We start from the raw sequence: 26,513 nt of genomic DNA, 5'->3' as shown, positions 1-26,513 counted from the left end.
GGATCACAGCTCGGCGAGGAAGCCCAGCGCCACCTTCCAGGCGCGCTCGGCGGCCTCCGCGTCGTAGTCGGGCAGCTCGGGATCGGTGAAGAGGTGGCCGGCGCCGGCGTAGCGGAAGACCTCTACGTCCGCGCCGGCCCGGCGCATCCGCAGGTACCAGGCGTTCAGCCAGTCGTGCGGCTCGTACGGGTCCGGGTCGGCGACGTGCAGCTGCACCGGCAGATCGTCGGCGACCGCGTCCTCGGCGAGGTCCGAGGTGCCGTGCAGCAGGAGCAGCCCGCGGGTCCTGTCGTCGCCCAGCGCGAGGTTCTGGGCGACCGAGCCGCCGAAGGAGAAGCCGGCGTAGACCAGCCCGCGGTCGGAGTACGGCGCCACGGCCGTGATGGCCCGCTTGAGCAGCTCCTCCTTGCCGATCTCGTCCTTGATGAGGATGCCGTCCGGCACCGTGTCCGCGGTCCGGCCGTCGAACAGATCGGGGACGACGACCTCGTGTCCCGCGGCCCGCAGCCGGTCCGCCGCGGCGTGCACCGCAGGACGCAGCCCGCACACCGAATGAAAGAGCACAATCGTCGAAAGCCCGCTGGTCGGGGACTCGGCGGAGGCCGGCACTGACATCACTTCCCTGGAGTTGGATCGCACTGCCCCCATCGTGCCAGCTACCGTCGACAGGACTTGCAGGAGCACACCGCACGCACCACAGCAAGGAGGATGACCGTGTCCCTGGAGGCCGTGCTGCGTCCGATCGTCGTCATCGGCGGCTCGATCGTCATCACCCTCGTCCTGGGCTGGCTCACCGACCGCGCCCTGCGCCGGGTCGACGCCGCGCACCCGGAGACCCCGTTGTGGGGGCTGTTGCGCCGCTGCCGCATACCGCTGCAGGTGGCCCTGTGCGCCGCCCTGCTGCGCGGCTCGTTCGACGAGTCGGGGCTGAAGATCGCCGCGGATCACGAGGCGGGGATCGGCCGGGCGCTGACCCTGGTCCTGATCGCGGCCACCGCCTGGCTGGTGGTCCGGGCCGCGGCGGCGATCGTCGAGTCGTCGTACTCGCGCTATGCGGCCGGCGCGCGGGACGCGGCCCGGGTCCGGCGGGTGCGGACGCAGGTGACGCTGATCCAGCGGGTGGTGACGGCAGTGGTGATCGTCGTCGCCGCCGCGTCGATGCTGCTGACGTTCCCGGAGATGCGGGCGGTCGGCACGTCCATGCTGGCGTCCGCCGGACTGCTCGGCATCGTCGCCGGTATAGCCGCCCAGTCCACCCTCGGCAACCTCTTCGCCGGGCTCCAGATCGCGTTCGGCGACATGGTGCGGATAGGGGACACCGTCGTCGTGGACGGTGAGTGGGGCACGGTCGAGGAGATCACGCTGACCTTCCTGACCGTACGGACCTGGGACGAGCGCCGGATCACCATGCCGGTGTCGTACTTCACCGGCAAGCCGTTCGAGAACTGGTCGCGCGGCGGGGCGCAGATGACCGGCACGGTCCTGTTCCACCTCGACCACAGCGCGCCGGTGGAGAAGATGCGCCAGCGGCTGCTGGAGGTTCTTCAGGAGTGCCCGGACTGGGACGGCAGGTCCTGGAGCCTGGTGGTCACCGACACCACTCCGTCCACGATCGTGGTGCGGGCACTGGTCACCGCCCGGGACGCGGACACCCTCTGGACGGTGCGCTGCGAGGTCCGCGAGCGGCTGCTGGAGTGGCTGCGGGCCGAGCACGCCTACGCGCTGCCACGGATCAGCACCGCCCCGGCCCCGCTCGGCGTTCCGGAGGCCCGCCACGGCGAGGAACCGGATGCCCGGCAGCTGCCCAAGGGCTGACGGGCCGAGGAGCGGACCACTCAGGGGCACGGCCGGTCAGGGCCGTGCCCCCGCGTCATGGGGTGTGCCGCAGACTGCGCATGTCGAGATGGCGCAGCACCCGGTCGACGATCTCCGGGTCCGCGCCCGGCTCACTGCGCGCGGCGAGCACCTCGTGCCGCGCGGCCGAGAGCATCTCGCCCTGGATGCGCTGCACCTTCTTCATCCGGTGGATGCGCTTCTCGAAGAGCTCGCGCCGCTCGTCGTCGACGATGTCCGGCGCGATCCGGGCGCCCATGTCGTACGCCCGGCGCGCCAGCTGGTCGCTGACCTCGTCGGGCACCTCCTCGACCTCCAGGATCTCCTTCAGCCGCCGCTTGGACGCCTTGATCACCCGGAGCGCGAGCTCCCGCTCCAGCGCGTCGACGGCATCGGTGTCGGCGCGCACCCGCAGCTTGCGCACCAGCCAGGGCAGCGTCAGCCCCTGGATGAGCAGGGTGCTGAGCACCACCGCGAAGGCGATGAAGAGGATGTCGTCGCGGACCGGGAAGCCGTCGCCGCCGTCGACGGTGAAGGGAATGGCCAGCGCCAGCGCCACGGACGCCACCCCGCGCATCCCCGACCACCACATGATGAGCGTCTCCCGCCAGCTCATCGGGATCTCCTCGTCGTAGTCCCGGAGCTTGTGCATCCGCTTGGCCAGCCAGGCGGCGGGCAGCAGCCACAGCAGCCGGACGCCGACGACCACCCCGACGACCGCGGCGCCGGCCCCGAGCAGCTGGCCCCAACGGTGCGAAGCGGCCCCGAAGATGTTGTGCAGCTCCAGACCGATCAGCCCGAACGCGACGCCGGTGACGAGGGTGTCGACGACCTCCCAGAAGGTGTAGCCGGCCAGCCGGCCCATCACGTCGTCCGCGTCGACGGCGTACTCGGCCAGGAACAGCGCGCAGGTCAGCACCGCGAGCACACCGGACCCGTGGAACTCCTCGGCCAGCACATAGGAGACGAAGGGCACCAGCAGCGTCAGCCCGATCTGCAGCGTCGGGTCACCGAGCAGCCCCATCAGCTTGTTGGTGATCCAGCCGAGCAGCAGGCCGACGGCTATGGCCACCACCGCGGACAGCACCAGTGAACCGACCGCGGCGGGCACCGAGAAGGTGCCGCTGATCGCCGCGGCGAGCGCGACGTGGTAGAGCACGATCGCGGTGACGTCGTTGAACAGCCCCTCGCCCTCCAGGATGGAGACCAGCCGGCGGGGCAGTCCGAGCTTGCCGGCGACGGCGGTCGCGGCGACCGGGTCGGGCGGTGCGACCAGCGCACCGAGCACCACCGCCGCGGCCACCGGCATCCCGGGCACCACCGCCTGGGCGACCGCGGCGACCGCGGCCGTGGTGGCGAAGACCAGTGCCACGGCGAGCAGGAAGATCGGCCGGAGGTTGGCGGTGAACTGCCGCCAGGAGGTGCGCTGGACGGCCGCGTAGAGCAGCGGCGGCAGCACCACCGGCAGGATGAACTCGGGCGGCACCTCGACATTGGGCACGAACGGCAGCAGCGCCAGCACGGCCCCGGCGAGCGTCATCAGCACCGGTGAGGGAAGCCCCAGCCGGTCGCCGACCGGAACCATGACCACGGCCCCGAGCAGCAGAACGAAGATCAGGGCCAGCTGGTCCACGTGGCGACGCTCCGGGGTCGGATCCGGTCATGTTCCGCCCCCAGCCTGCCATGAAGCTGTCAGCCACCCGCCGTGGCGGCCCGTGCGGTCCGCCGCGTCAGCTGCTCTCGCGCCGGACGGTGTCCAGGGCGTGCTGCAGATCGTCCGGGTAGCTGCTCTCGAACTCGGCCCAGCGGCCGTCCGCGGGGTGCTCGAAGCCCAGCCGGACCGCGTGCAGCCACTGCCGGCCGACGCCCAGCCGCTTGGCGAGGGTGGGGTCCGCGCCGTAGGTCAGATCGCCGACGCAGGGGTGGCGGTGCGCGGCCATGTGCACCCGGATCTGGTGGGTGCGGCCGGTCTCCAGCTTGATGTCGAGCAGGCTGGCCGCGCGGAACGCCTCGATCAGGTCGTAGTGGGTGACCGAAGGCTTGCCCTCGGCGGTGACCGCCCACTTGTAGTCGTGCTGGGGGTGGCGGCCGATCGGGGCGTCGATGGTGCCGCTCATCGGGTCCGGGTGCCCCTGGACCAGGGAGTGGTAGCGCTTGTCGACCGTCCGCTCCCGGAACTGCTGCTTGAGCAGGGTGTAGGCGCGCTCGGACTTGGCGACCACCATCAGGCCGGAGGTGCCGACGTCGAGACGGTGCACGATGCCCTGGCGCTCGGCGGCGCCGGAGGTGGAGATGCGGTAGCCGGCCGCGGCCAGGCCACCGATGACGGTCGTTCCGGTCCAGCCGGGGCTGGGGTGCGCGGCGACCCCGACCGGCTTCATGATCACCACGATGTCGTCGTCGTCGTGCACGATCTCCATGCCCTCGACGGGCTCGGCGACGATCTCGACGGGCGGCGCGGCCTGCGGCATCTCGACCTCCAGCCACGCGCCGCCGTGCACCCGCTCCGACTTCATCACCTCGGATCCGTCGACCCGGACCTTTCCGGCGGCGGCGAGTTCGGCCGCCTTCGTACGGGAGAAGCCGAACATCCGGGCCAGCGCGGCGTCTACGCGCTCGCCCTCCAGGCCGTCCGGTACGGGCAGGGTGCGGATCTCGGGAATGGTGCTCACCCCACGAGTATGGCAGTCCCGCCACGGTGTCCTGCCCGGTGGGCGGGGCGTCCCGGAGGGCGGCCCCGGACGCGCCGGTTCAGTCCTTGTGGACGGTTCCGTCGGGGTCCAGACCCTTGAAGGAGAGGATCACGATGAGGATGCCGCCGCAGACGATCGCGGAGTCGGCGAGGTTGAAGACCGCGAAGTGCGCCGGTGCGATGAAGTCGACCACCGCACCCTCGAAGACGCCCGGCGCGCGGAAGATCCGGTCGGTGAGATTGCCGAAGGCGCCGCCGAGCAGCAGCCCGAGCGCGATCGCCCAGGGCAGGCTGTAGAGCTTGCGGGCGATCCGGGCGATCACCAGGATCACGGCCGTCGCGATGATGGTGAGGAAGATCGTCAGCGCCTCGCCCATGCCGAACGCGGCGCCGCGGTTACGGATCACCGTGAACCGCAGCAGCGTCCCGATCACCTCGATGGGCGCGTGGTGCTCCAGCTTGGCGACCACGAGGAGCTTGCTGCCCAGGTCGAGCAGGTAGACGAAGAGCGCGACCAGCAGCAGTGCGGCGATCCGCCGCGTGCCGCGGCCCTTGCCCTGCTCCGGCTGCACCGGATCTCCCCCTTCGGACCCCGTCGCGGGATCCGCCCCGGTCCCCGGCTCGGGTTCCGGCGTACCGGTGATGCGTTCGGCCTCTGCCACGTGTGCGTCCCTCAGCCCGTTGTGTCCCCGGCCGGGCCGTGCCCGGCTGAACCACGAGAGTACGGCACACGCGTACGGGCGCGGGCGGTACGGGGTGCCGTCCGCGCCACGGGGTGGCGCACTCAGCGGCGCTCCTGTTGCTGTTTGCACTCCACGCACAGCGTCGCGCGCGGGAATGCCTGCATCCGTGCCTTGCCGATGGGGTTGCCGCAGTTCTCGCACAGTCCATAGGTGCCCGCGTCCAGCCGGCCGAGGGCCCGTTCGGTCTGGTGGAGCATCTCGCGGGCGTTGGAGGCGAGCGCCAGCTCGTGTTCGCGGGTGATGTTCTTGCTGCCGGTGTCGGCCTCGTCGTCGCCCGCGCCGTCGCCGGAGTCGCGCATCAGCCCGGCGATGGCGTCCTCGGCCGAGACGATCTCCAGCCGCAGCCGCTCCGTCTCCGCCATCAGCTCCGTCCGCGCCTCGGCGACCTCCGCGGGCGTCCAGGGTTCCTCACCGGGCCGTACGGCGAGCTCGTCCGGCGCCGCGGCCACCCGGGCCATGGGCACCGCGGAGTCGTCGCCGTGCGCCGTGGCCGCGGTCTTCTTCGCCACCACCGTCTTGGCTCCCGTCTTCTTGGCGGACACCGCGGCCGTCTTGGCCGGAGCTTTCTTCGCGGCCTTCTTTGCTGCCGCCTTCTTCACCACCGTCTTCTTCGCCGCCGTCTTCTTCACGGTCTTCTTCGCCGCCGCCTTCTTGGCCGTCGTTTTCTCCGGCGTGGCCGTCCCGGCCGCCGTCCTCTTGGCCGCGGCCTTCTTCGGAGCTGTCTTCTTCGCTGCAGGCTGCTTCGCGACGGCCTCGTCGGCAGGCGTCGTGCTCTTCTCCGCGGCGGTCTTTTTCGCCACCATGGCCGCGACCCCTTCACATATGTGACTTTGTTCGCGAATCGTGACGGGAACGATAAATCGCCACACGCCACGCGGCAACGGGACGCACCGCCCACCGGGCCCCGCGCCCGCCCCGGGAGTGCGTTACGCCCCGGTTGTGCCCGCTTCCCGCCGGGCCGAACCCGCCGTGCAGGAGACGCAGCGGCCCGCTGGCCATTCGGGTCATCGCCACGGGACCCGGCACCCGCCCGACAGCACCCCCGTTTCGGCGTCCCGCACCGGGCCCCGCCCGGCCGCCGGAAAACCGGTCGGCCGCTGTCGGCGCGGGCCCGTACACTGGGCCCAGCGAAAGGCAATGACGGGACGAGTAGCGCCGTACGCAGCCAGCAGCGACCCGGGGACGGTGGGAGCCCGGGGGCGTGCACGACGTGAAGATCACCCCGGAGCCGCCGGAAGAAAGTCTTGGACAGTGGGCCCGCCCACGGGTCTGGACAGTGGGCCCCGCCCACGGGCCTCGGCCCCAAGACGAGTAGAACCGGCAGCGCGACCCCAATGAGGGGGCGGTGCAGCGGCACCGCCAAGGAGGGTGGTACCGCGGGAGCCCAGGCTCTCGTCCCTCCGGACGGAGAACGCAGCAGGTGTCCGCCGGAGGAAGCCCCCGATGAGTCCGCAGCCCCAGTACCGCCAGGTACCCGCCCAGGTAGACCTTCCCGCCCTCGAGCACGCCGTGCTCGACTTCTGGCAGGAGCAGAAGGTCTTCGCCCGCACCCTCCAGCAGTCCGAGGGCCGGCCCGAGTGGGTCTTCTACGAGGGCCCCCCGACCGCCAACGGCATGCCCGGCGCCCACCACATCGAGGCGCGCGTCTTCAAGGACGTCTTCCCCCGGTTCCGGACGATGCAGGGCTACCACGTCGACCGCAAGGCCGGCTGGGACTGCCACGGCCTCCCGGTCGAGCTGGCGGTGGAGAAGGAGCTGGGCTTCAACGGCAAGAAGGACATCGAGGCGTACGGCATCGCCGAGTTCAACGCCAAGTGCCGGGAGTCGGTGACCCGCCACACCGACGCGTTCGCCGAGCTCACGACCCGTATGGGCTACTGGACCGACCTCGATGCCCCGTACCGCACGATGGACCCCGACTACATCGAGTCGGTGTGGTGGTCGCTGAAGGAGATCTTCGGCAAGGGCCTGCTGGTCCAGGACCACCGCGTCGCCCCCTGGTGCCCGCGCTGCGGCACCGGCCTCTCGGACCACGAGCTGGCCCAGGGGTACGAGAACGTCGTCGACCCCTCCGTCTTCGTCCGGCTGCCGCTGACCTCCGGCCCGCTGGCCGGCCGGGCCGCGCTGCTCATCTGGACGACCACCCCCTGGACCCTGGTCTCCAACACCGCCGTCGCCGCACACCCCGACGTCACCTATGTCGTCGCCACCGACGGCAGCGAGCAGCTGGTCGTCGCCGAACCGCTGCTGGAGAAGGCGCTCGGCGAGGGCTGGACCGCCACCGGCGAGTCCTTCACCGGCCGTGAGATGGAGCGCTGGGCCTATCAGCGCCCCTTCGACCTCGTTGAGCTGGACGGCGCCAACATCGTCGTCAACGCCGAGTACGTCACCACCGACGACGGCACCGGCCTCGTCCACCAGGCCCCGGCCTTCGGTGAGGACGACCTCAGGACCTGCAAGGCGTACGAACTCCCGGTGATCAACCCGGTCCGCCCGGACGGCACCTTCGAGGAGCAACTTGCCCTGGTAGGCGGCCAGTTCTTCAAGAAGGCCGACGAGGCGCTGGTCGCCGACCTGGGCGCCCGCGGGCTGCTCTTCCGGCACCTCGCCTACGAGCACAGTTACCCGCACTGCTGGCGCTGCCACACCGCACTGCTCTACTACGCGCAGCCGTCGTGGTACATCCGCACCACCGCGGTCAAGGACGCCCTGCTGCGGGAGAACGAGAACACCAACTGGTTCCCCGAGTCGGTCAAGCACGGCCGCTTCGGCGACTGGCTCAACAACAACATCGACTGGGCACTGTCCCGCAACCGCTACTGGGGCACCCCGCTGCCCATCTGGCGCTGCGAGGAGGGCCACCTCACCTGCGTCGGCTCGCTCACCGAGCTGTCCGAGCTGACCGGCACCGACCAGTCCGGCCTGGACCCGCACCGCCCGTACATCGACGCCGTCACCTTCCCCTGCACCCACGAGGGCTGCGCGCTCACCGCCACCCGCGTCCCCGAGGTCATCGACGCCTGGTACGACTCGGGCTCGATGCCGTTCGCGCAGTGGGGCTACCCGTACCGCAACAAGGAGCTGTTCGAGAAGCGCTACCCGGCGCAGTTCATCTCCGAGGCCATCGACCAGACCCGCGGCTGGTTCTACACGCTGATGGCGGTCGGCACCCTCGTCTTCGACAAGTCCTCGTACGAGAACGTGGTCTGCCTCGGCCACATCCTCGCCGAGGACGGCCGGAAGATGTCCAAGCACCTCGGCAACATCCTCCAGCCGATCCCGCTGATGGATCAGCACGGCGCCGACGCGGTCCGCTGGTTCATGGCCGCCGGCGGCTCCCCCTGGGCCGCCCGCCGGGTGGGCCACTCCACCATCCAGGAAGTCGTCCGCAAGACGCTGCTGACGTACTGGAACACCGTCGCCTTCCAGGCGCTCTACGCCCGTACGTCCGGCTGGGCGCCCTCCGCGGCCGACCCGGCCCCCGCCGACCGCCCGCTGCTGGACCGCTGGCTGCTGGGCGAGCTGAACACCCTGGTCGAGCAGGTCACCGAATCGCTGGAGGCGTTCGACACCCAGCGCGCCGGCAAGCTGCTCTCCGCCTTCGTCGACGACCTCTCCAACTGGTACGTCCGCCGCTCCCGCCGCCGCTTCTGGCAGGGCGACGCGGCCGCGCTGCGCACCCTCCACGAGGTCATCGAGACCGTCACCCGCCTCATGGCGCCGCTCACCCCGTTCATCACCGAGCGGGTCTGGCAGGACCTGGTCGTCCCGGTCACCCCGGACGCCCCGGACTCCGTCCACCTCTCCACCTGGCCGGCCGCCGACCGGACGCTGATCGACCCGGCGCTGTCCGACCGCATGCAGCTGGTGCGCCGGCTGGTCGAGCTGGGCCGGGCCACCCGCGCCGAGTCCGGTGTGAAGACCCGCCAGCCGCTGTCCCGCGCCCTGGTCGCGGCCCACGGCTTCGCGGGCCTGACCGACGACCTGCGCGCACAGATCGCCGAGGAACTCAACGTCAGCTCGCTGGCCTCGCTCTCCGAGGTGGGGGGCTCCCTGGTCGACACCACCGCCAAGGCGAACTTCCGCGCCCTGGGCAAGCGGTTCGGCAAGGGCGTCCAGGCGGTCGCCAAGGCCGTCGCGTCGGCGAACGCCGCCGCCCTCTCGCTCGCCCTGCGCGAGGGCACGGCGAGCGTCGAGGTCGACGGGGAGACCGTCACCCTCGCGCCCGACGAGGTCATCATCACCGAAACCCCGCGCGAGGGCTGGTCGGTGGCCTCCGACGCGGGCGCGACCGTCGCCCTCGACCTGGAGATCACCCCGGAGCTGCGCCGGGCGGGCCTGGCCCGCGACGCGATCCGGCTGATCCAGGAGGCGCGTAAGAACAGCGGCCTCGACGTCGCCGACCGGATCGCGCTGCGCTGGGAGTCCACCGACGAGGAGGTGCGCACGGCGCTGGCCGACCACGCCGGCCTGATCTCCGACGAGGTGCTCGCCACGGACTTCGCCCCCGGCGAGGCGGACGACTCCTACGGCTCCGAGTTCACGGACGAGAGCCTGGCCCTCACCTTCCGGCTGCGCAAGGCGTAACCACGCACGCGGCACCCACCGCGACGCACCGAGCCCCCCGGCGCCACGGCCCCGGGGGGCTCTGCCGTCCCCGGGGACCGGGCCGCACCCGCGCGCAAGTACACACAAAAGGGCCGGGCCCCGAAGGAGTGTTCCCTCGGGGCCCGGCCCTGATTGCCGACTGTGCGCGCTACGCGGACGTCAGTTGTCGTCCTCGTCGATCAGGAAGCCGCGCATCGGCGACGGCGTCTGCTGCATCGGCTGCGGGCTCTGCGGACGCACCGGAGCCATCGGCTGGGTCATCGCCGGCGACATCTGCTGCTGACCGCCGTAGGACGGACCGTTGCCGGACGGACCGGCCATGGAGTGGTTGCCGCCACCCATCGACTGGCCGCCACCCATGGTGTGGTTGCCACCCATGGTGCCCGCACCGGCCGACGCCATCGACGGCGACGGCGGCAGCGACGGGGCAGCGGCCGGGGTCCGCGGCGGGGCCAGCGAGTCGTCCGCCTGGTTCTCCAGCTGACGCAGCTGGCTCTCCAGGTAGGACTTCAGCCGCGTGCGGTACTCGCGCTCGAAGCCGCGCAGGTCCTCGACCTTGCGCTCCAGCGTCGCGCGGGCCGACTCCAGCGAGCCCATCGCCACGCGGTGCTTCTCCTGCGCGTCCCGCTCCAGCGCGTCGGCCTTGGCGCGGGCGTCCCGCTCCAGGCCCTCGGCACGGCTGCGCGCCTCGCCGACGATCTTGTTGGCCTCGGAACGGGCCTCCGCGATCGCCTGGTCAGCGGTCTGCTGTGCCAGCGACAGCACGCGCGCGGCGCTGTCGCCACCCGGGCCGCCCTGCTGGCCACCGGGGCCGGGCAGCTGCGGTCCACCGGGGCCGCCCATCGGGCCGCCCATGGGACCACCGGGACCCATCGGACCGGGGCCGTGACCCTGCGGGCCGTGACCACCGGGACCAGGAGGCAGCTGAGGTGCTCCACCGGGCAGTTGGGGAGGTCCACCCATCCCCTGCTGCTGCGGCGGCACCGGCTGCGGACCGGATATGGCGGCGGGCACCGGAGCCCCCGGACGCTGCTGCTGCTCCTGCTGCTGCTGGTCCGGTCCCTTGCGCAGGCCCTGCTGCTGCTGGTTCTGCGCGGCGGCGCGGGTGGCAGCGGCGAGCTTGGCGCGAAGATCCTCGTTCTCCCGCAGGAGCCGCGTCAGTTCGGCTTCGACCTCATCGAGGAAGGCATCGACCTCGTCCTCGTCATAGCCTTCTCGGAGGCGGACGGTCGTGAACTGCTTGTTCCGCACGTCCTCGGGGGTCAACGGCATCTCTACTTCACCTCAACGTAGTCGTCGGCAATCGGCAAGACCGTATCGTTCACACCAACAACACCGACCTCACAGCGGTGATCAGGATGTACACGATGATCATCAATACGAAGAAGGACAGGTCGAGCGCCACGCCCCCGAGACGCAGCGGCGGAATGACCCGCCGCAGAAGCTTGAGTGGCGGATCAGTGACAGTGTAAGCGGCCTCAAGAATGACCACCATCGCCTTGCCGGGTTGCCATGAGCGGGCGAACTGGAAGACATAGTCCATCACCAGCCGGAAGATCAACACGATCAGGAAGCAGTACAGCGCGATGTAGATCACCTGACCAAAGACACTCATCTCGCGCGGTCCCTCTCCCCTTGCCTTGCTCCTGTGTTGGCCTCACCGACCCGGTGTGCCCGGTGTTGCGTCTCAGCTCTGGTTGAAGAATCCGCCCTCTGCGATACGGGCCTTGTCCTCCGCCGTGACATCGACGTTAGCAGGCGACAACAGGAACACCTTCTGCGTCACCCGCTCGATGCTGCCGTGAAGACCAAACACCAAACCGGCCGCAAAGTCGACAAGTCGCTTCGCGTCGGTGTCATCCATCTCCGTCAGATTCATGATCACCGGAGTGCCCTCACGGAAGTGTTCCCCGATGGTACGGGCTTCGTTGTAGGTCCGGGGGTGGAGCGTGGTGATGCGGTAGGGCTCCCGCTCGGACACAACCTTGGGCATGATCACCGGTGCGTTCTTCTCCAGATTCGGACGGTCGGGTGTGATGGATGCCACGGGGGCGATTCGCGCGGGTCGTCCGTTTTCCGTGGCAAGCGGGGCTGGTTCACGTTGCGCCGGAGGCGTCACGGCACGGACGGGTTCCTCCCTTTCGGGGGGAATTTCGGCCTGCACTGGGTGCTGTTGACGCCGCCCCCGGTCGGGCTCCGGGTCAAGCTCGGGCTCGAACTCGTCGTCGGGGTCGAACCCCCGGCCGTCGTACCCATCGTCCTCCACGAGGCCGAGGTAGACCGCCATCTTGCGCATCGCGCCGGCCATTCTCTGCGTCCTCCGCTCTGTGGTGGATCGGCTCCGTCAGCAGGGGCCTTGGATCCACTCGGCCTGCCCCGTTTTTTACGGGAATGACCATATTTTGTGCTGTGGTCCGACTTGCTTGGCGACGTTACCGGAGCCGTGGTCGGACTCCGAGTACCGCAGTGCCGACGCGCACATGTGTCGCCCCGGCCGCCACGGCGTGCTCGAGGTCCGCGCTCATGCCTGCGGACACCATGGTGGCAGCAGGATGGTCGGCGCGCAGGTCGGATGAGATTTCCATGAGCCGTTCGAAGGCGGCGAGTTCACGTCCCGCATAGGGCCCGGCCAGCGGCGCGACGGTCATCACACCGTCCACGCGCAGACCTTGGGCCCCGGCGATCTGCCCGGCGAGCGCCGCGACACCGTCCGGCGCCACACCGCCCCGCTCACCCCGCACTCCCGACTCGGCGTCAAGTGCCACCTGGATCAGGCAGCCCAGCTCACGCCCGGCGCGCACCGCCTCTTTGGAGAGCGCGGTGACGAGCCGGGCCCGGTCGACCGACTGAACAATTCCGGCATAACCCGCCACGGACCGCACCTTGTTGGTCTGTAGTTGACCAACGAAGTGCCAAGTAAGGGGCAAATCAGCGCATTCCGCGGCCTTGACGGCCGCCTCCTGATCGCGGTTCTCCGCAACCTGCCGCACCCCGAGTTCCGCAAGCAGCCGGACATCGCTCGCGGGATAGGTCTTGGTGACCACGATCAGGGTCACCTCGTCCCGAGGCCGGCCGGCCTGGGCGCAGGCGGCGGAGATACGTTCCTCCACCCGGGCCAGGTTCTCCGCCAGTTGCGTCTTCCGGTCCTCCGTCACGGCGTGGCCTCCCCCAGCCCCGGGCCGGGGAGGTCCCCGAGCCATACATAGCTCGCGAGCCGCCCCGTCGTACGGTCGCGCCGATAAGAGAAGTGGTCCGCGGATTCGCGGGTGCAGATGTGGGAATCTTCACGCACCAGCACGCCCTGCGCGGCGAGTTGGGCCCGTACGCCTGCGGTGACGTCCACCGCGGGGGTGCCCCAGCTCGTCGTCGCACGGGCCTCGGGCACCACCGCGGCGACGTCGGCACGCATCTGCTCGGGCACCTCGTAACAGCGTCCGCAGATCGCCGGTCCGGTGCGGGCGATGATCCGCGCCGGGTCCGCACCCCGCTTCACCATGGCCTCGACCACCGCCGGGACGACCCCGGCGACCAGGCCGGGCCGGCCGGCGTGCGCGGCCCCCGCGATCCCCGCGACCGGGTCGGCGAGGAGGACCGGGGTGCAGTCGGCGGTCAGGACCGCGAGCGCGAGGCCCCGGCGTTCCGTCACCACCGCGTCCACACCGGGGATGTCGTCGCCCTGCCACGGCCCGTCGACCACCGCGACGTCCCGGCCGTGGACCTGGTTCATCCAGACCACCACGGCCGGGTCGAGCCCGAGTTCCCCGGCGGCGCGGGCACGGTTGGCACGGACGGCCCGCGGGTCGTCACCGACCGCGCCGCCCAGGTTGAGCTGGTCATACGGAGCGGCGCTCACCCCGCCCCACCTGTCGGTGAAGGCGAAGTGCGCGCCGCTCTCGTGGTGCAGTTGCCCTATCACTTCAGTGCTTCGGTCACTTCAGGAAGTCGGGGACGTCCAGTTCCTCGGCCGAGGAGTCCGAGTACGACGGACGGGCCGGGGGAACCTGCGGAGCGCTCGACGGGGTGGACGAAACATCACCCAGCGAGGAGGAGGACTCGGCGGGCGCCGGCTCCTCGTCCCGTACGGGCACCGAACCCAGTCCGCCGAAGGACGACGAACGCGGCTCGGGCGGAGTGGCCGGACGGCTGGGGGCCGCCGGGGCCGGCTCCTCGCGCTTCGGCGGGGACGACAGTGCGGAGGACTGCGCATCCCGGCGGGCCGGCGGCTGACCGCCGTCGAAGCCCGCGGCGATGACCGTCACCCGGACCTCGTCGCCCAGCGCGTCGTCGATGACCGCACCGAAGATGATGTTGGCTTCCGGGTGCGCCGCCTCGCTGACCAGCTGCGCGGCCTCGTTGATCTCGAAGAGACCGAGGTCGGAGCCGCCGGAGATGGAGAGCAGCACCCCGCGGGCACCGTCGATGGACGCTTCCAGGAGCGGCGAGGAGATCGCCATCTCCGCGGCGGCCACCGCGCGGTCGTCGCCGCGCGCCGAGCCGATCCCCATGAGGGCCGAGCCGGCCTCCGACATCACGGACTTGACGTCGGCGAAGTCGAGGTTGATCAGACCCGGGGTGGTGATCAGATCGGTGATGCCCTGGACACCCGACAGCAGCACCTGGTCCGCGGACTTGAACGCGTCGAGCACGCTCACCTGGCGGTCCGAGATGGACAGCAGTCGGTCGTTGGGAATCACGATGAGGGTGTCGACCTCTTCGCGCAGCTGGGCGATGCCGTCCTCGGCCTGGTTGGCGCGACGGCGGCCCTCGAAGGTGAACGGCCGGGTGACCACACCGATCGTCAGGGCGCCCAGCGAGCGGGCGATGTTGGCGACGACGGGGGCGCCGCCGGTGCCGGTGCCGCCGCCCTCGCCCGCGGTCACGAAGACCATGTCGGCCCCCTTGAGGACCTCTTCGATCTCCTCGCGGTGGTCCTCGGCCGCCTTGCGACCCACATCCGGGTTGGCGCCGGCGCCGAGTCCGCGGGTCATTTCGCGGCCGACGTCGAGCTTGACGTCGGCGTCGCTCATCAGCAGCGCCTGCGCATCGGTGTTGATCGCGATGAACTCGACGCCCTTGAGCCCGACCTCGATCATCCGGTTGATGGCGTTCACGCCACCGCCGCCGATGCCGACGACCTTGATGACTGCGAGGTAGTTCTGCGGTGCTGCCACGTCGAAGGCCTCTCGCCTCGAGTTACGTGTCGTCGCCGCACTGCGTGTGGACGCCGACTGATGCCGATGGGACGGTTCGTATCGCCGACCCGAACCCTAACGTTGAAGTTTAGGGTTACCTGTGCCTGTGTTCCTTGCTTCCATAGTCCCTTTGGAACGAGACACTAAGTCGACAAGGCGCGCCCGTTCAACGAACACGCCGAACCTCCCGTTTTTCTTTTCACCCTATGTGATCACCCATAGTCGTAGCCATCCAGGGTGCTGGCCTGCGGCTACGGACGTCAACTCCCGGACACCGCAGGGGCGCTGGGCACCGAGATGTCGAAGTGGCGCGCGTCACGCGCCGCTTTCAGCAGCGCGGTCAGCACCTTTGCCTTCTCGGCGCCCTGTTCGCGGCTGCCCCACGCGACCGTGCGGCCGCCGGCCAGTTCGAGGCTGATGGCGTCGTAGGACCGCACCCGGACCTTCCGTACGTCCTTGTGCACGGCCGCGGGCACGTCCCGGGCGACCTCGACCGCGGCACGGCGCAGCCGGTCGATTCCGAAACGGCGCAGACTCGGGGAGTCGGAAGCGGACATTTCCAGAAGCGGAACGCCCTTGGGGGCAGTGCGGACGGCGGCGAACCGGACGCCCGCGGCGTCCACTTCGATGAACTTTCCGCCCGACGGCACCAGCAGTTCCGGCACTCTTTCGGTCACCTTCAGGCCGATTGTGTGCGGCCAGGACCGCTCGACGTCCACGGCCTTGATGCGCGGCAGCCGTGCGCGCAGCCGGCGGGCCAGCGCGTCCGTATCGACCGAGACCAGCGGCGCGTTCATCGGGGCGTCCGCGGCGGCGATGACGTCATGCGGCGTCAGAACCTTGGTGCCGGTGGTCCGGACGCGTTCCAGCCGGAGCCAGTTCGAGGCGTAGAGGACCCAGACGCCGAACGCGCCGAGCAGTACCGCGGTAACCAGGATGATGATCAGACCGCGGCGGCTCGGCGCGCGAAACGGAAGGCGCTCCCACGGGAATCTTCGCCCCGGGGGTGCCGCGGCGGAGGGCGGGCCGGACGGTGACTTCTTCTCGCCTCTGCGGGCGGTTGCCGGTCCGGCCACGCTCCCTGCCTTCTCTCGTGCGCTACTTGTTGTGCTGCGCGATCGCCTCGTACACCATGCCGACCAACAGCTCATCGGCGTCCCGGCGGCCGAACTCGGAGGCCGCGCGCGACATCTCGTACAGCCGGTGCGGATCGGCCAGGACCGGGAGCACGCTGTTCTGCACCCAGTCCGGGGTCAGCTGGGCGTCGTCGACCAGCAGGCCCCCGCCGGCGTTGACCAGCGGCTGGGCGTTGAGCCGCTGCTCGCCGTTGCCGATGGGCAGCGGGACGAAGGCGGCCGGCAGCCCGACGGCGGACAACTCGGCGACGGTCATCGCGCCCGCGCGGCAGAGCATCATGTCGGCCGCGGCGTACGCGAGATCCATCCGGTCCACGTACGGTACCGGGACATAGGGGGGCATCCCGGGCATGTTGTTCACATGCGGCAGTTCGTTCTTCGGGCCGACCGCGTGCAGCACCTGGATACCGGCCCGCTGGAGAACCGGAACGGCGGCCTGGATGACCTCGTTCAGCCGGCGGGCGCCCTGGGAACCGCCGGACACCAGGAGGGTCGGGAGGTTGGGGTCGAGGCCGAAGGCGGCCCGCGCCTCGGGGCGGACCGCGGCGCGGTCCAGCGTGGCGATGGTGCGGCGCAGCGGGATGCCGACGTACCGGGCCCCGCGCAGCTTGCTGTCCGGGGTGCTGACCGCGACGAACTTGGCGTAGCGCGAGCCGATCTTGTTGGCCAGGCCCGGACGGGCGTTGGCCTCGTGGACGATGATCGGCACTCCGAGCCGCTTGGCGGCCAGATAGCCGGGCAGCGCCACATAGCCGCCGAAGCCGACGACGCAGTCCGCCTTGGTGCGCTCCAGGATCTGCTCGGCGGCCTTGATCGTGCCGCGCAGCCGCCCGGGGACGGTGATCAGTTCGGGGGTGGGCTTGCGCGGCAGCGGTACGGCCGGGATGAGGCCCAGCTCATAGCCGCGCTCGGGGACGAGCCGGGTCTCCAGGCCCTTCTCCGTACCGAGTGCCGTGATCCCCACGGTGGGGTCCTGCCTCCGCAGTGCGTCCGCGAGGGCGAGCGCGGGCTCGATGTGGCCGGCGGTCCCCCCACCGGCGAGTACGACATGCACCGAAATTCACCGCTCTCCGGACGGCCGCTTCTTGACGCGCCGTCTCATCGTCTTCCATCTCACCCCGGCCCGCCCCCTGCCGAAGGCCGGCTTCCGCGCCGACCGGGCCGACAAGGCCGCCCGTGCAGCGGGCTCGTCACGCGCGAAGGCGATCAGCAGCCCGATGGCGAACATCGTCGGCAGCAGGGCGGAGCCTCCGTAGGAAAACAGCGGGAGCGGGACACCGGCGATCGGCAACAGGCCGAGCACCGCACCGATATTGATCACGGCCTGGGCCGTGATCCAGGTGGTCACGCCGCCCGCGGCATACCGTACGAAGGGGTCCTCCGTGCGTCCTGCCACGCGGATACCCGCATAGCCTAGAGCCGCGAAGAGGGCGAGTACCGACAGCGTCCCCGCCAGACCCAGTTCCTCCCCGGTGATGGCGAAGATGAAGTCGGTGTGCGGTTCGGGGAGTTCACCCCATTTTTCCATACTCGCGCCGAGGCCGGAACCGAAGAATCCACCGGACGCCAGAGCATAGATGCCGTGCACGGCCTGCCAGCACTGGTCACCGGGCCCGGGATCGGTGGCGCCGATGCAGGCCAGCCGGGACATCCGGTTGGCGCTGGTCTTGATCAGCAGCGCCCCGATCACGGCGGCGGCGCCCAGCACCCCCGCGAACAGCCGGGTCGGCGCCCCGGCCAGCCACAGCAGCCCGAAGAGGATCGCCGTGAGAATGATCGCGGTACCCATGTCGCCGCCGAGCATGATCAGCCCGAGCAGCAGGAACGCCACCGGGATCAGCGGCACCAGCAGATGCTTCCACTGCACCAGCAGCCTTTTGTCCTGTTTGCGGGCCAGCAGATCGGCGCCCCACAGCACCAGCGCGAGCTTGGCGAACTCGCTCGGTTGCATCTGGAAAGGTCCGCCGAGGCTGATCCAGTTCTGATTGCCGTTGACCGCGACCCCTATGCCCGGAATCTGCACCAGACACATCAGGAACACCGAGACGGCCAGCAGCGGATAGGCCAGCCCGCGGTGCAGCCGCACGGTCATCCGGGAGGCGGCCAGCAGCAGCCCGCCGCCGAGGACGGCGGCCAGCAGCTGCTTGCGGAAGAAGAACGTCGGGGCGAGCCCGGACTGCAGCGCCTTGATCTGGGACGCCGAGTAGACCATCACCAGCCCCAGGACAGTGATCAGCAGGCTGCCGCCGAGGATCAGGTAGTACGCGGTCAGCGGGCGGTCCCAGGCCCGTCTCAGCCGGATGTGGAGCCCCCGGGGGCCGCCCGGGGTGCGCCCGCCGCGTGGCTTGCGCACCGTGGCGGGCCGGCGCACCGGGCGCGAGGCGGCCGCCTTCGCCGATCGGGCCGTCATCCTCGTCCCCTCCACAGGTGCGCGAGCCGCCGGCGCTCGGCGGCAGCGGGGAGAAACGGTGCTAGTGATCCCGTGCGGTCAGCTCACCGACCGCCGCGGCGAAGGCGTCGCCCCGCTTGTTGTAGTTGACGAACATGTCCATCGAGGCGCAGGCCGGTGCCAGCAGGACGGTGTCGCCGGGCTCGGCCAGACGGGCCGCTTCCCGGACCGCCTCGGACATCGCCCCAGTGTCGGTCCGGTCGAGGTCGGCCACCGGGACATCGGGGGCGTGTCGCGCCAGGGCTTCCCGGATCAGCGCCCGGTCGGCACCGATCAGTACCGCCCCGCGCAGCCGGCCCGCGGACTTCTGGACCAGCTCGTCGAAGGTCGCACCCTTGGCGAGGCCGCCGGCGATCCACACGATGTGCTCGTACGCCGCCAACGACGCCTCGGCGGCGTGGGTGTTGGTGGCCTTGGAGTCGTCGATGTAGGTGACGCCGTCGAGCTCCGCGATGTGCTGGATGCGGTGTGCGTCCGGGTGGAAGGCGCGCAGTCCGTCGCGTACGGCGGCGGGCCGGACGCCGAAGGCACGGGCCAGCGCCGCCGCCGCGAGGGCGTTGGCGATGTTGTGCGGGGCGGCGGGCCCGGAGCCGGGCGCGATGTCGGAGACCTCGGCCAGCTCCTGGGCCTGCTGCCGGCGGTTCTCCACGAAGGCGCGGTCGACGAGGATGCCGTCGACGACGCCGAGTTGGGAAGGGCCGGGGGTGCCGAGGGTGAAGCCGATGGCCCGGCAGCCCTCCTCGACGTCGGCCTCGCGCACCAGGTCCTCGGTCGCCTTGTCGGCGGCGTTGTAGACGCAGGCGACGGTGTTGCCCTCGTAGATCCGGCCCTTGTCGGCGGCGTAGGCCTCCATGGAGCCGTGCCAGTCGAGGTGGTCGGGGGCGAGGTTGAGGACCGCGGCGGAGTGCGCGCGCAGCGACGGCGCCCAGTGCAGCTGGTAGCTGGAGAGCTCGACGGCGAGCACGTCGTACGGGGGCTCACCGTCCTTGCCCTGCCCCAGGACGACATCGATGATCGGGGTGCCGATGTTGCCGACGGCCAGGGTGTTGAGTCCCTCGGCGGCCAGGATCGAGGCCAGCATGCGCACGGTGGTGGTCTTGCCGTTGGTGCCGGTGACCCCGAGCCAGGCCGCGGCGCCGGGGCCCCGCAGCCGCCAGGCGATCTCCACATCGCCGACGGCCTCGACGCCCGCCGCCGCGGCCGCCGCGAACAGCGGGCTGTCCGGCTTCCAGCCGGGCGAGGTGACGACCAGGTCGGTGCCCTCGGGGAGGGTGTCGCCGTCACCGAGGCGGACGGTGATCCCCTGCTCCGCCAGTTCACCGGCGGCCGCCCGCTGCTTCTCGCCGTCGCCGCCGTCGACGACGGTGACGCGGGCGCCGAGGCCGGCCAGCGCGCGGGCGGCACTGCTGCCGCTCACGCCCAGGCCGGCGACGGTGATGTGCTGACCGGCGAAGTCCGCCGGAGCATGGGTGGTCACTTTGCTGCCTGCCAGCCGCCGTAGAAGATGCCGAGTCCCACAATGACGCACATGCCCTGGATGATCCAGAACCGGACCACCACAAGGACTTCCGACCACCCCTTGAGTTCGAAGTGGTGCTGGAGCGGCGCCATCCGGAAGACCCGCTTTCCGGTCAGCCGGAACGACCCGACCTGGATCACCACCGACATGGTGATCAGGACGAAGAGACCGCCGAGGATGGCCAGCAGCAGCTCCGTACGGGAGCAGATGGCCAGACCGGCCAGCGCGCCGCCCAGGGCCAGCGAGCCGGTGTCACCCATGAAGATCTTGGCGGGCGAGGTGTTCCACCACAGGAAGCCGAAGCAGGCGCCCATCAGGGCCGAGGCGACGACCGCGAGGTCGAGTGGGTCACGGACCTCGTAACAGCCCGGCCCCGCGGTGATCTGGTTGGCGCAGGACTCCTGGTGCTGCCAGATGCCGATGAAGGTGTACGCGCCGAAGACCATCACCGAGGCACCGGTGGCGAGGCCGTCGAGGCCGTCGGTGAGGTTCACGCCGTTGGACATCGCCAGGATCATGAACAGCGCCCAGATCACGAAGATCACCGGGCCGATCTGCCAGCCGAAGTCCTGGGTGAAGGAGAGCCGGTCGGACGCCGGGGTCTGCCCGCGCAGATCGGCGAACTGCAGTGAGAGCACTGCGAAGGCGATACCGACGATCAGCTGGCCGGCCATCTTCGCCTTGGCCCGGAGGCCCAGCGAACGCTGCTTGACGATCTTGATGTAGTCGTCCAGGAAGCCGACCAGGCCCATCCCGGCGAAGAGGAACAGCACCAGCACACCGGAGAACGTCGGATCGCTGGAGGTGATCACCTTCGTCACGGCGTAGGCGATGATCGTGGCCAGGATGAAGGAGATACCGCCCATGGTGGGCGTGCCCTTCTTGCTGCCGTGGGTCCGTGGGCCGTCATCGCGGATGAACTGCCCGTACCCCTTCTTGGCCAGCAACTTGATCAGCAGCGGAGTGCCGATCAGGGTCAGGAAGAGACCGATCATTCCGGAGAAGAGGATCTGCTTCATCGAGTTCATCGGGACGCGGCTCCACCCTCGGCGCCCGCGGCGCCCAGCATGCCGTCGTCCAGCAAGGCTGCGGCGACCCGCTCCAGCCCCACCGACCTGGACGCCTTCACCAGCACGACATCTCCCGGCCGCAACTCGCTGCGCAACAGGTCGATCGCCGCCCGCGCGTCGGACACGTGCACCGACTCCTCACCCCACGAACCCTCGTTCTTGGCGCCCATGTCGAGCCAGGCCGCTTCCCTGCCGCCGACCGCCACGAGCTTGCTGACGTTGAGCCGGACGACCAGGCGCCCGACCGCGTCGTGTTCGGCGAGTGACTCCTCGCCCAGCTCGGCCATCTCACCGAGCACCGCCCACGTACGACCGCCCTTCGCCTGGCCGGCTGCGCCCATCGCGACCAGCGCTCGCAGCGCCGCTCGCATGGACTCGGGGTTCGCGTTGTAGGCGTCGTTGACGACCGTCACGCCGTCCGCGCGCTCGGTGACCTCCATACGCCAGCGGGAGAGCGTGCCGGCTTCGGAGAGCGCTGCGGCGATCTCGTCCACGGGCATGCCCAACTCATGGGCTACGGCGGCCGCGGCGAGCGCGTTCGACACGTGGTGCTCACCGTACAGCCGCATGGTCACATCGCTGCACCCGGAGGGTGTGCGAAGCGTGAAAGCGGGCTGACCAAGATCCGTGAGCCGGACATTCTCGGCACGTACGGCGGCCTCCGGGGACTCGCCGAACAGAACCGTGCGGGCCTTGGTGCGCGGCGCCATGGCACGGACGTACGGGTCGTCGGCGTTGAGCACCGCGACCCCGCCGTCGTCGGCCGCGGGCAGCGCCTCGACGAGCTCGCCCTTGGCCAGGGCGATCTGCTCACGGCCGCCGAACTCGCCGATGTGCGCGCTGCCGACGTTCAGCACCACACCGATCCTCGGCGGGGTCAGCCCGGCGAGGTAGCGGATGTGGCCGACGCCGCGGGCGCCCATCTCCAGGACGAGATGGCGGGTGGAGTCCTCGGCGCGCAGCGCGGTCAGCGGCAGCCCGATCTCGTTGTTGAGGTTCCCCTCGGGCCAGACCGTCGGGCCGTGGCGCTGCAGCAGCTGCGCGATCAGGTCCTTGGTGCTGGTCTTGCCGGCCGAGCCGGTGAGGCCCACGACGGTGGTGCCCAGCCGCGCGACGACGGCGCGGGCGAGTGCGCCGAGCGCGGCGACCACGTCGTCGACGACGATCGCGGGGACGCCGAGCGGACGGGCGGCCAGCACGGCCACCGCGCCGGCCTCGACGGCGGCGGCCGCGAAGTCGTGGCCGTCGACGCGTTCACCGGCGAAGGCCACGAACAGGGCGCCGGGGCGGACCGCACGGGAGTCCGCCACGACCGGTCCGGTCACCTGGCGGCCGTCGTCCGGTATGTCGTACTGCTGCCCTCCGACGATGCTCGCGATCTCGGCGAGCGACAGGGAGATCACAGGTCACCCCCGGCTCTGGGCGGGCGGTGACGGTAAACGGGTTGTGCACGCATGGCGGTGTGTCATCCCTGGTGGTTCGGCTGCGGTGACTTCAAGGAAGCCTCGATGGCCTCGCGCAGTACCTGGCGGTCGTCGAAGGGGCGGACCACTCCGGCGATGTCCTGGCCCTGCTCGTGGCCCTTGCCGGCGACGATCACGGTGTCACCGGGCTCGGCACGGGCGACGGCGGCGGCGATGGCGGCGGCACGCTCTTCTTCGACGAGCACCGTGCCGCGTTCATGGATGGGGACCTCCGAGGCGCCCGCGAGCATGGTCGCGAGGATCGCCAGGGGGTCCTCGCCGCGCGGGTTGTCGGAGGTGAGTACGGCCGTGTCGGCGAGCCGGGCCACCGCGGCACCCATGGGGGCGCGCTTGTGCGGGTCGCGGTCGCCGCCGCAGCCGAGAACGGCGTGCAGTTTGCCGTCGGTGACCTTGCGCAGGGCGCGCAGAACCGATTCGACGGCGTCGGTCTTGTGCGCGTAGTCGACGACCGCCAGATACGGCTGGCCGGCGTCGATGCGCTCCAGGCGGCCGGGGACGCCGGGGACGGCGGCGACACCGTCGGCCGCGGTCTGCGGGTCGATACCGGCGACGACCAGCGAAACGATCGCGGCGAGCGCGTTGGCGACGTTGAACGGGCCGGCGATCGGGGACGCGGCGCGCAGGGTGACGCCGTCCGGGCCGTGCACGGTGAAGGTCGAGCCGAGGGTGCCGACCTCGACGTCGGCCGCCCGCCAGTCGGCGTCGGGGTGGCCCTCCGCGGAGAAGGTGGTGACCGGGACCTCGGACTCGCCCTCGGCCAGCCGCTTGCCGTACTCGTCGTCGAGGTTGACGACACCGGCGCGGCTGCGGGCCTTGGTGAAGAGCTGGGCCTTCGCCTGGAAGTAGTCCTCCATGCCGGAGTGGAACTCCATGTGCTCCGGGCTGAGGTTGTTGAAGATCGCCACGTCGAAGACGCAGCCGTCGACCCGGCCCAGGACCAGCGCGTGGCTGGAGACCTCCATGGCCAGCGCGCGGACGCCGCGCTCACGCATCACCGCGAACAGCGCCTGGAGGTCGGTGGCCTCGGGGGTGGTGCGCTCGGACTTGATGCGCTCGTCGCCGATACGGGTCTCGACAGTGCCGATCAGTCCGGTCAGCCCGCCGTCGGGGCGCCGGGCGGCCGCGGCCCGCAGTCCGCCCTCGATGAGGTAGGCCGTGGTGGTCTTGCCGGAGGTGCCGGTGATGCCGATCTGGAGGAGGTCCTCGCCCGGCGCTCCGTAGATGGAGACGGCGAGGGCACCCATCCGGGCGCGGGGGTTCTCGACCACGAGGACCGGCAGACCGGTCGCGGCGGCGCGCTCGGCGCCGGACGGGTCGGTCAGCACCGCGGCGGCACCGAGGTCGGCGGCCTGGGCGACGAAGTCGGCACCGTGCAGACGCGCGCCGGGCAGCGCCGCGTAGACGTCACCGGGGCGGACCGCCCGGGAGTCATGGGTGATGCCGGTGACCATGACGGGCTGCGCGGCGTCAGCCGCTCCGGTGGAGCCGGTGCCTGCACCGGGGTGGCCGGCGTCCGGAGCCGGGCTTCCCAGCTGCTCGGCGAGGTCCGCCAGGGGGGTGGGGCGGACCCGTTCAGGGCGCGGAGCTCCCGGGTAGGTACCGGAGCCCTTCTCGGCGTGCTGGGGTTTCGGGGACTGATCAGCGTGTGACACGGCGGTGAGCGTACCGGGCACCACCGGCCCGGGGCGAAGTGAGGGCCTTGTGGAGGAGCAGTTTCCCGGAGTGGGGGTGCCCTCCGGGGTGCCGTCTGGAGTGATGGTCATCACGGCGGAATTGCCTCGATTTCATTGGCCTGGCGTGAAGGTGACCGGCAGCCGCGGGGGCTTGGCGCCGGTCGGCGGTACCTGGAGGGTTTTCAGCGCGAAGGCCATGACCTGCTGGTAGATCGGGCCGCAGACCTGGCCGCCGAAATAGCTGCCCGTCGTGGGGTTCTGGACGGCGCAGTAGACCGTGATGCGGGGTTTGTCGGCGGGGGCGAAGCCGGCGAACGAGGCGGTGTAGCCGTGGTAGCGGCCGGTCCTGGGGTCCACCCGGTTGGACGTGCCGGTCTTGCCGCCGACACGGTAGCCGTCGATCTTCGCCTTCGCGCCGGTGCCTTCCTCGTCGTCCACCACCGATTCCAGCATGGTGGCCAGCGTGGCCGCGGTCTTCCGGCTGATCACGCGGTTCTTGGCGGGCGCGGGCGCCCGGGTGTAGTGCCCGTCGGGCCCGGTGCTGCCGCGGACCAGGGAAGGGGCGATGCGCCGGCCGCCGTTGGCGATCGTGGAGTAGACGGAGGCGGCCTGTACGGCGTTGAGGGACAGCCCCTGGCCGAACGGGATGGTGAACTGCTGCGAGGTGTTCCACTTCTGCGGCGGGGCCAGGATGCCGTCGGTCTCCCCGGGGAAGCCGAGCCCCGTGGGCCGGCCGATCCCGAACTTGCGCAGGTAGGAGTGGAGGACCCGGTTGGCCTCGGGCTGGGTCCTGCCGAGCTGGCCGGTCGCGAGGATGGTGCCGATGTTGCTGGACTTGGCGAGCACCCCGTTGAGGGTCAGATGCCAGGTGGCGTGGTCGACGTCGTCCGCGAACAGCCGGTCGCCCCGGTGCAGCCGGTTGGGCACGGTGACCCGGGTGGCCGGTGTGGCGACGCCCTCCTCCAGGACGGCGGCCATCGACATCACCTTGCTGGTGGAGCCCGGTTCGAACGCGTCGGTCAGCGCGGCGTTGCCCAGCGCTTCCGGGTCGGCCTCGGACACCTCGTTGGGGTCGAAGCCGGGAGCGTTGGCGAGCGCCAGGATCTCACCGGTCCGGGTGTCCTGGACGACGACGTAGCCGCGGTCGGCGCCGGACTTGGCGACCTGCTGAGTGATGGCCTGCTGGGCCGCCCACTGGATGTCGCGGTCCAGGGTCAGCTCGACATCGCTGCCGGGGACGGCGGGGTGTTCCTGGGTGTCGGCGGTGGGCACCCGGCGGCCGCCGGACTGGGCGTAGACGAGTTTGCCGTCCTTGCCCGCCAGCTGCTTGTCCAGGCGCGCTTCCAGGCCGCCGCCGCCCTTGCCGGCGCCGTTGACGAAGCCGAGCACGCCGGCGGCGAGGTTCTTGTTGGGGTAGAGGCGCTTGCTGTGCTTGTCGGCGAAGATCCCGAGCAGGACGTCGGGCCGGGGCGCGTTCTTGGGCGCGGCAGCCGCCTCCGCGTCGAGGGTCGTGCGCAGGTCCTTGATCTTCTTCCAGACCTGCGGGCTCTGCTGCCGGGCGAGCAGGGCGTAGCGCGCCTTCGGCCGGTCGAGCTTGCCGGCCAGGGTGGCCTTGTCCGTGCCGAGGATCGGGGCGAGCAGCGCGGCGGCCCGCTGCGGGGCATCGTCGATCTTGGTCTTGTCGGGCGCCAGCAGGCTCGGGTCGGCGGTGATGTCGTACGCGTCGACGGTGGTGGCCAGGTCCACGCCGTTGCGGTCGGTGATCGCACCGCGTTCGGCGGCCAGCTTGACCGGTACGTACCGGTTCTCGTTGGCCTTGGCGGCGAACGCCGCGGCGTCCACGGCCTGCACCTGGAAAAGCCGTACGACGAAGATCAGCATGATCAGCGTCAGCCCGAGGGCGACCAGCCGCAGCCGCGGGCGCGGGCTGCCGAGCCGGAGCGCCGGGGAGCCGGGGCGGGGGCGTACGGGACGGGCGGCGGGCCGGGGCCGGGAGCCGGGGCGGGGTGTGGGCCGCCGGGCAGCGGGCGGGCGGCCGGCCCCGCTGCCCGCCCGGCCGCCGCGCTGGGCGGGGCGCGGCACCCGGCGGGGGTCCCTGGGCTCGGTCATGCCGC

At 70.9% G+C, this 26,513-nt stretch carries 21 protein-coding genes; 2 read left to right on the top strand and 19 right to left on the bottom strand.

What is annotated here, in order from left to right; translation table 11 throughout:
- Positions 1 to 3 precede the first annotated feature (3 nt).
- The gene (locus ACFW5B_RS15090; RefSeq protein ID WP_386439112.1) at positions 4 to 615 is read right to left on the bottom strand and encodes a dienelactone hydrolase family protein; all 612 of its coding nucleotides are present in this window, start codon (positions 613 to 615) and stop codon (positions 4 to 6) included.
- A gap of 105 nt (positions 616 to 720) precedes the next feature.
- On the opposite strand from ACFW5B_RS15090, the gene ACFW5B_RS15085 reads away from it, so the two are divergent.
- Positions 721 to 1,815 (top strand): mechanosensitive ion channel family protein, encoded by a 1,095-nt coding sequence (locus ACFW5B_RS15085; protein ID WP_386439110.1) that lies wholly within the window; start codon positions 721 to 723, stop codon positions 1,813 to 1,815.
- 55 nt (positions 1,816 to 1,870) lie between these two features.
- On the opposite strand, the gene ACFW5B_RS15080 is transcribed toward ACFW5B_RS15085, so the two are convergent.
- The 4 genes from ACFW5B_RS15080 to ACFW5B_RS15065 form a co-directional block, all read right to left on the bottom strand.
- On the bottom strand, positions 1,871 to 3,466 hold the full coding sequence (locus tag ACFW5B_RS15080) for a Na+/H+ antiporter (protein ID WP_386438837.1): 1,596 nt from the start codon (positions 3,464 to 3,466) through the stop codon (positions 1,871 to 1,873).
- A 97-nt stretch (positions 3,467 to 3,563) separates the two neighbouring features.
- Entirely contained in the window at positions 3,564 to 4,505 is a 942-nt protein-coding gene (locus tag ACFW5B_RS15075; protein WP_386438834.1) for an RluA family pseudouridine synthase, read from the bottom strand.
- Positions 4,506 to 4,584: 79 nt separating this feature from the next.
- Positions 4,585 to 5,187 (bottom strand): signal peptidase II, encoded by a 603-nt coding sequence (gene lspA / locus ACFW5B_RS15070; RefSeq protein WP_386438831.1) that lies wholly within the window; start codon positions 5,185 to 5,187, stop codon positions 4,585 to 4,587.
- A 122-nt stretch (positions 5,188 to 5,309) separates the two neighbouring features.
- A complete protein-coding gene (locus ACFW5B_RS15065; protein WP_386438828.1) occupies positions 5,310 to 6,071 on the bottom strand; it encodes a TraR/DksA family transcriptional regulator in 762 nt (253 codons plus the stop codon).
- A 640-nt stretch (positions 6,072 to 6,711) separates the two neighbouring features.
- On the opposite strand from ACFW5B_RS15065, the gene ileS reads away from it, so the two are divergent.
- Entirely contained in the window at positions 6,712 to 9,855 is a 3,144-nt protein-coding gene (ileS, locus tag ACFW5B_RS15060; RefSeq protein WP_386438825.1) for an isoleucine--tRNA ligase, read from the top strand.
- Positions 9,856 to 10,035: 180 nt separating this feature from the next.
- Here the strand turns inward: ileS and ACFW5B_RS15055 are convergent, their stop codons facing one another.
- The 14 genes from ACFW5B_RS15055 to ACFW5B_RS14990 all read right to left on the bottom strand — a co-directional run bounded on the left by ACFW5B_RS15055 (position 10,036) and on the right by ACFW5B_RS14990 (position 26,508).
- Complete coding sequence (locus tag ACFW5B_RS15055) at positions 10,036 to 11,148, bottom strand: DivIVA domain-containing protein (protein WP_386438823.1); 1,113 nt, start codon at positions 11,146 to 11,148, stop codon at positions 10,036 to 10,038.
- A 49-nt stretch (positions 11,149 to 11,197) separates the two neighbouring features.
- Positions 11,198 to 11,491: a YggT family protein gene (locus ACFW5B_RS15050; RefSeq protein WP_018090257.1), complete on the bottom strand. Its 294-nt coding sequence runs from the start codon at positions 11,489 to 11,491 to the stop codon at positions 11,198 to 11,200.
- A gap of 72 nt (positions 11,492 to 11,563) precedes the next feature.
- Complete coding sequence (locus ACFW5B_RS15045; protein ID WP_018090256.1) at positions 11,564 to 12,184, bottom strand: cell division protein SepF; 621 nt, start codon at positions 12,182 to 12,184, stop codon at positions 11,564 to 11,566.
- 124 nt (positions 12,185 to 12,308) lie between these two features.
- Positions 12,309 to 13,076 (bottom strand): YggS family pyridoxal phosphate-dependent enzyme, encoded by a 768-nt coding sequence (locus ACFW5B_RS15040; RefSeq protein WP_386438820.1) that lies wholly within the window; start codon positions 13,074 to 13,076, stop codon positions 12,309 to 12,311.
- Positions 13,028 to 13,792, bottom strand: a complete 765-nt coding sequence (gene pgeF / locus ACFW5B_RS15035) for a peptidoglycan editing factor PgeF (RefSeq protein ID WP_386438818.1) — start codon at positions 13,790 to 13,792, stop codon at positions 13,028 to 13,030. Before pgeF ends, ACFW5B_RS15040 begins: the two co-directional genes overlap by 49 nt.
- Positions 13,793 to 13,805: 13 nt before the next feature.
- Positions 13,806 to 15,047, bottom strand: coding sequence for a cell division protein FtsZ (gene ftsZ / locus ACFW5B_RS15030; protein ID WP_386438815.1), 1,242 nt, complete (start codon positions 15,045 to 15,047; stop codon positions 13,806 to 13,808).
- 281 nt (positions 15,048 to 15,328) lie between these two features.
- Positions 15,329 to 16,144 (bottom strand): cell division protein FtsQ/DivIB, encoded by an 816-nt coding sequence (locus ACFW5B_RS15025; RefSeq protein WP_386438813.1) that lies wholly within the window; start codon positions 16,142 to 16,144, stop codon positions 15,329 to 15,331.
- Between the two features lie 22 nt (positions 16,145 to 16,166).
- Positions 16,167 to 17,258 carry an undecaprenyldiphospho-muramoylpentapeptide beta-N-acetylglucosaminyltransferase gene (gene murG, locus ACFW5B_RS15020; RefSeq protein WP_386438811.1) on the bottom strand — a complete coding sequence of 364 codons (1,092 nt, stop codon included), beginning with the start codon at positions 17,256 to 17,258 and terminating at the stop codon, positions 16,167 to 16,169.
- 6 nt (positions 17,259 to 17,264) lie between these two features.
- On the bottom strand, positions 17,265 to 18,614 hold the full coding sequence (gene ftsW / locus ACFW5B_RS15015) for a putative lipid II flippase FtsW (RefSeq protein ID WP_386438808.1): 1,350 nt from the start codon (positions 18,612 to 18,614) through the stop codon (positions 17,265 to 17,267).
- Between the two features lie 61 nt (positions 18,615 to 18,675).
- The gene (gene murD, locus ACFW5B_RS15010) at positions 18,676 to 20,130 is read right to left on the bottom strand and encodes a UDP-N-acetylmuramoyl-L-alanine--D-glutamate ligase (RefSeq protein ID WP_386438804.1); all 1,455 of its coding nucleotides are present in this window, start codon (positions 20,128 to 20,130) and stop codon (positions 18,676 to 18,678) included.
- Entirely contained in the window at positions 20,127 to 21,191 is a 1,065-nt protein-coding gene (mraY, locus tag ACFW5B_RS15005; RefSeq protein ID WP_042162194.1) for a phospho-N-acetylmuramoyl-pentapeptide-transferase, read from the bottom strand. Before mraY ends, murD begins: the two co-directional genes overlap by 4 nt.
- Positions 21,192 to 21,196: 5 nt before the next feature.
- Positions 21,197 to 22,645, bottom strand: coding sequence for a UDP-N-acetylmuramoyl-tripeptide--D-alanyl-D-alanine ligase (murF, locus tag ACFW5B_RS15000; RefSeq protein ID WP_386438801.1), 1,449 nt, complete (start codon positions 22,643 to 22,645; stop codon positions 21,197 to 21,199).
- Positions 22,646 to 22,707: 62 nt separating this feature from the next.
- On the bottom strand, positions 22,708 to 24,492 hold the full coding sequence (locus ACFW5B_RS14995) for a UDP-N-acetylmuramoyl-L-alanyl-D-glutamate--2,6-diaminopimelate ligase (protein ID WP_386438798.1): 1,785 nt from the start codon (positions 24,490 to 24,492) through the stop codon (positions 22,708 to 22,710).
- A gap of 18 nt (positions 24,493 to 24,510) precedes the next feature.
- Complete coding sequence (locus ACFW5B_RS14990; RefSeq protein ID WP_386438795.1) at positions 24,511 to 26,508, bottom strand: peptidoglycan D,D-transpeptidase FtsI family protein; 1,998 nt, start codon at positions 26,506 to 26,508, stop codon at positions 24,511 to 24,513.
- Between the last annotated feature and the right edge of the window lie 5 nt (positions 26,509 to 26,513).

It is taken from the genome of Streptomyces sp. NPDC058773, assembly GCF_042746015.1.
Taxonomy (GTDB): Bacteria; Actinomycetota; Actinomycetes; order Streptomycetales; family Streptomycetaceae; genus Streptomyces.
The sequence above is the reverse complement of the archived record's forward strand: the minus strand, read 5'-3'. Positions and strand labels throughout refer to the sequence as shown.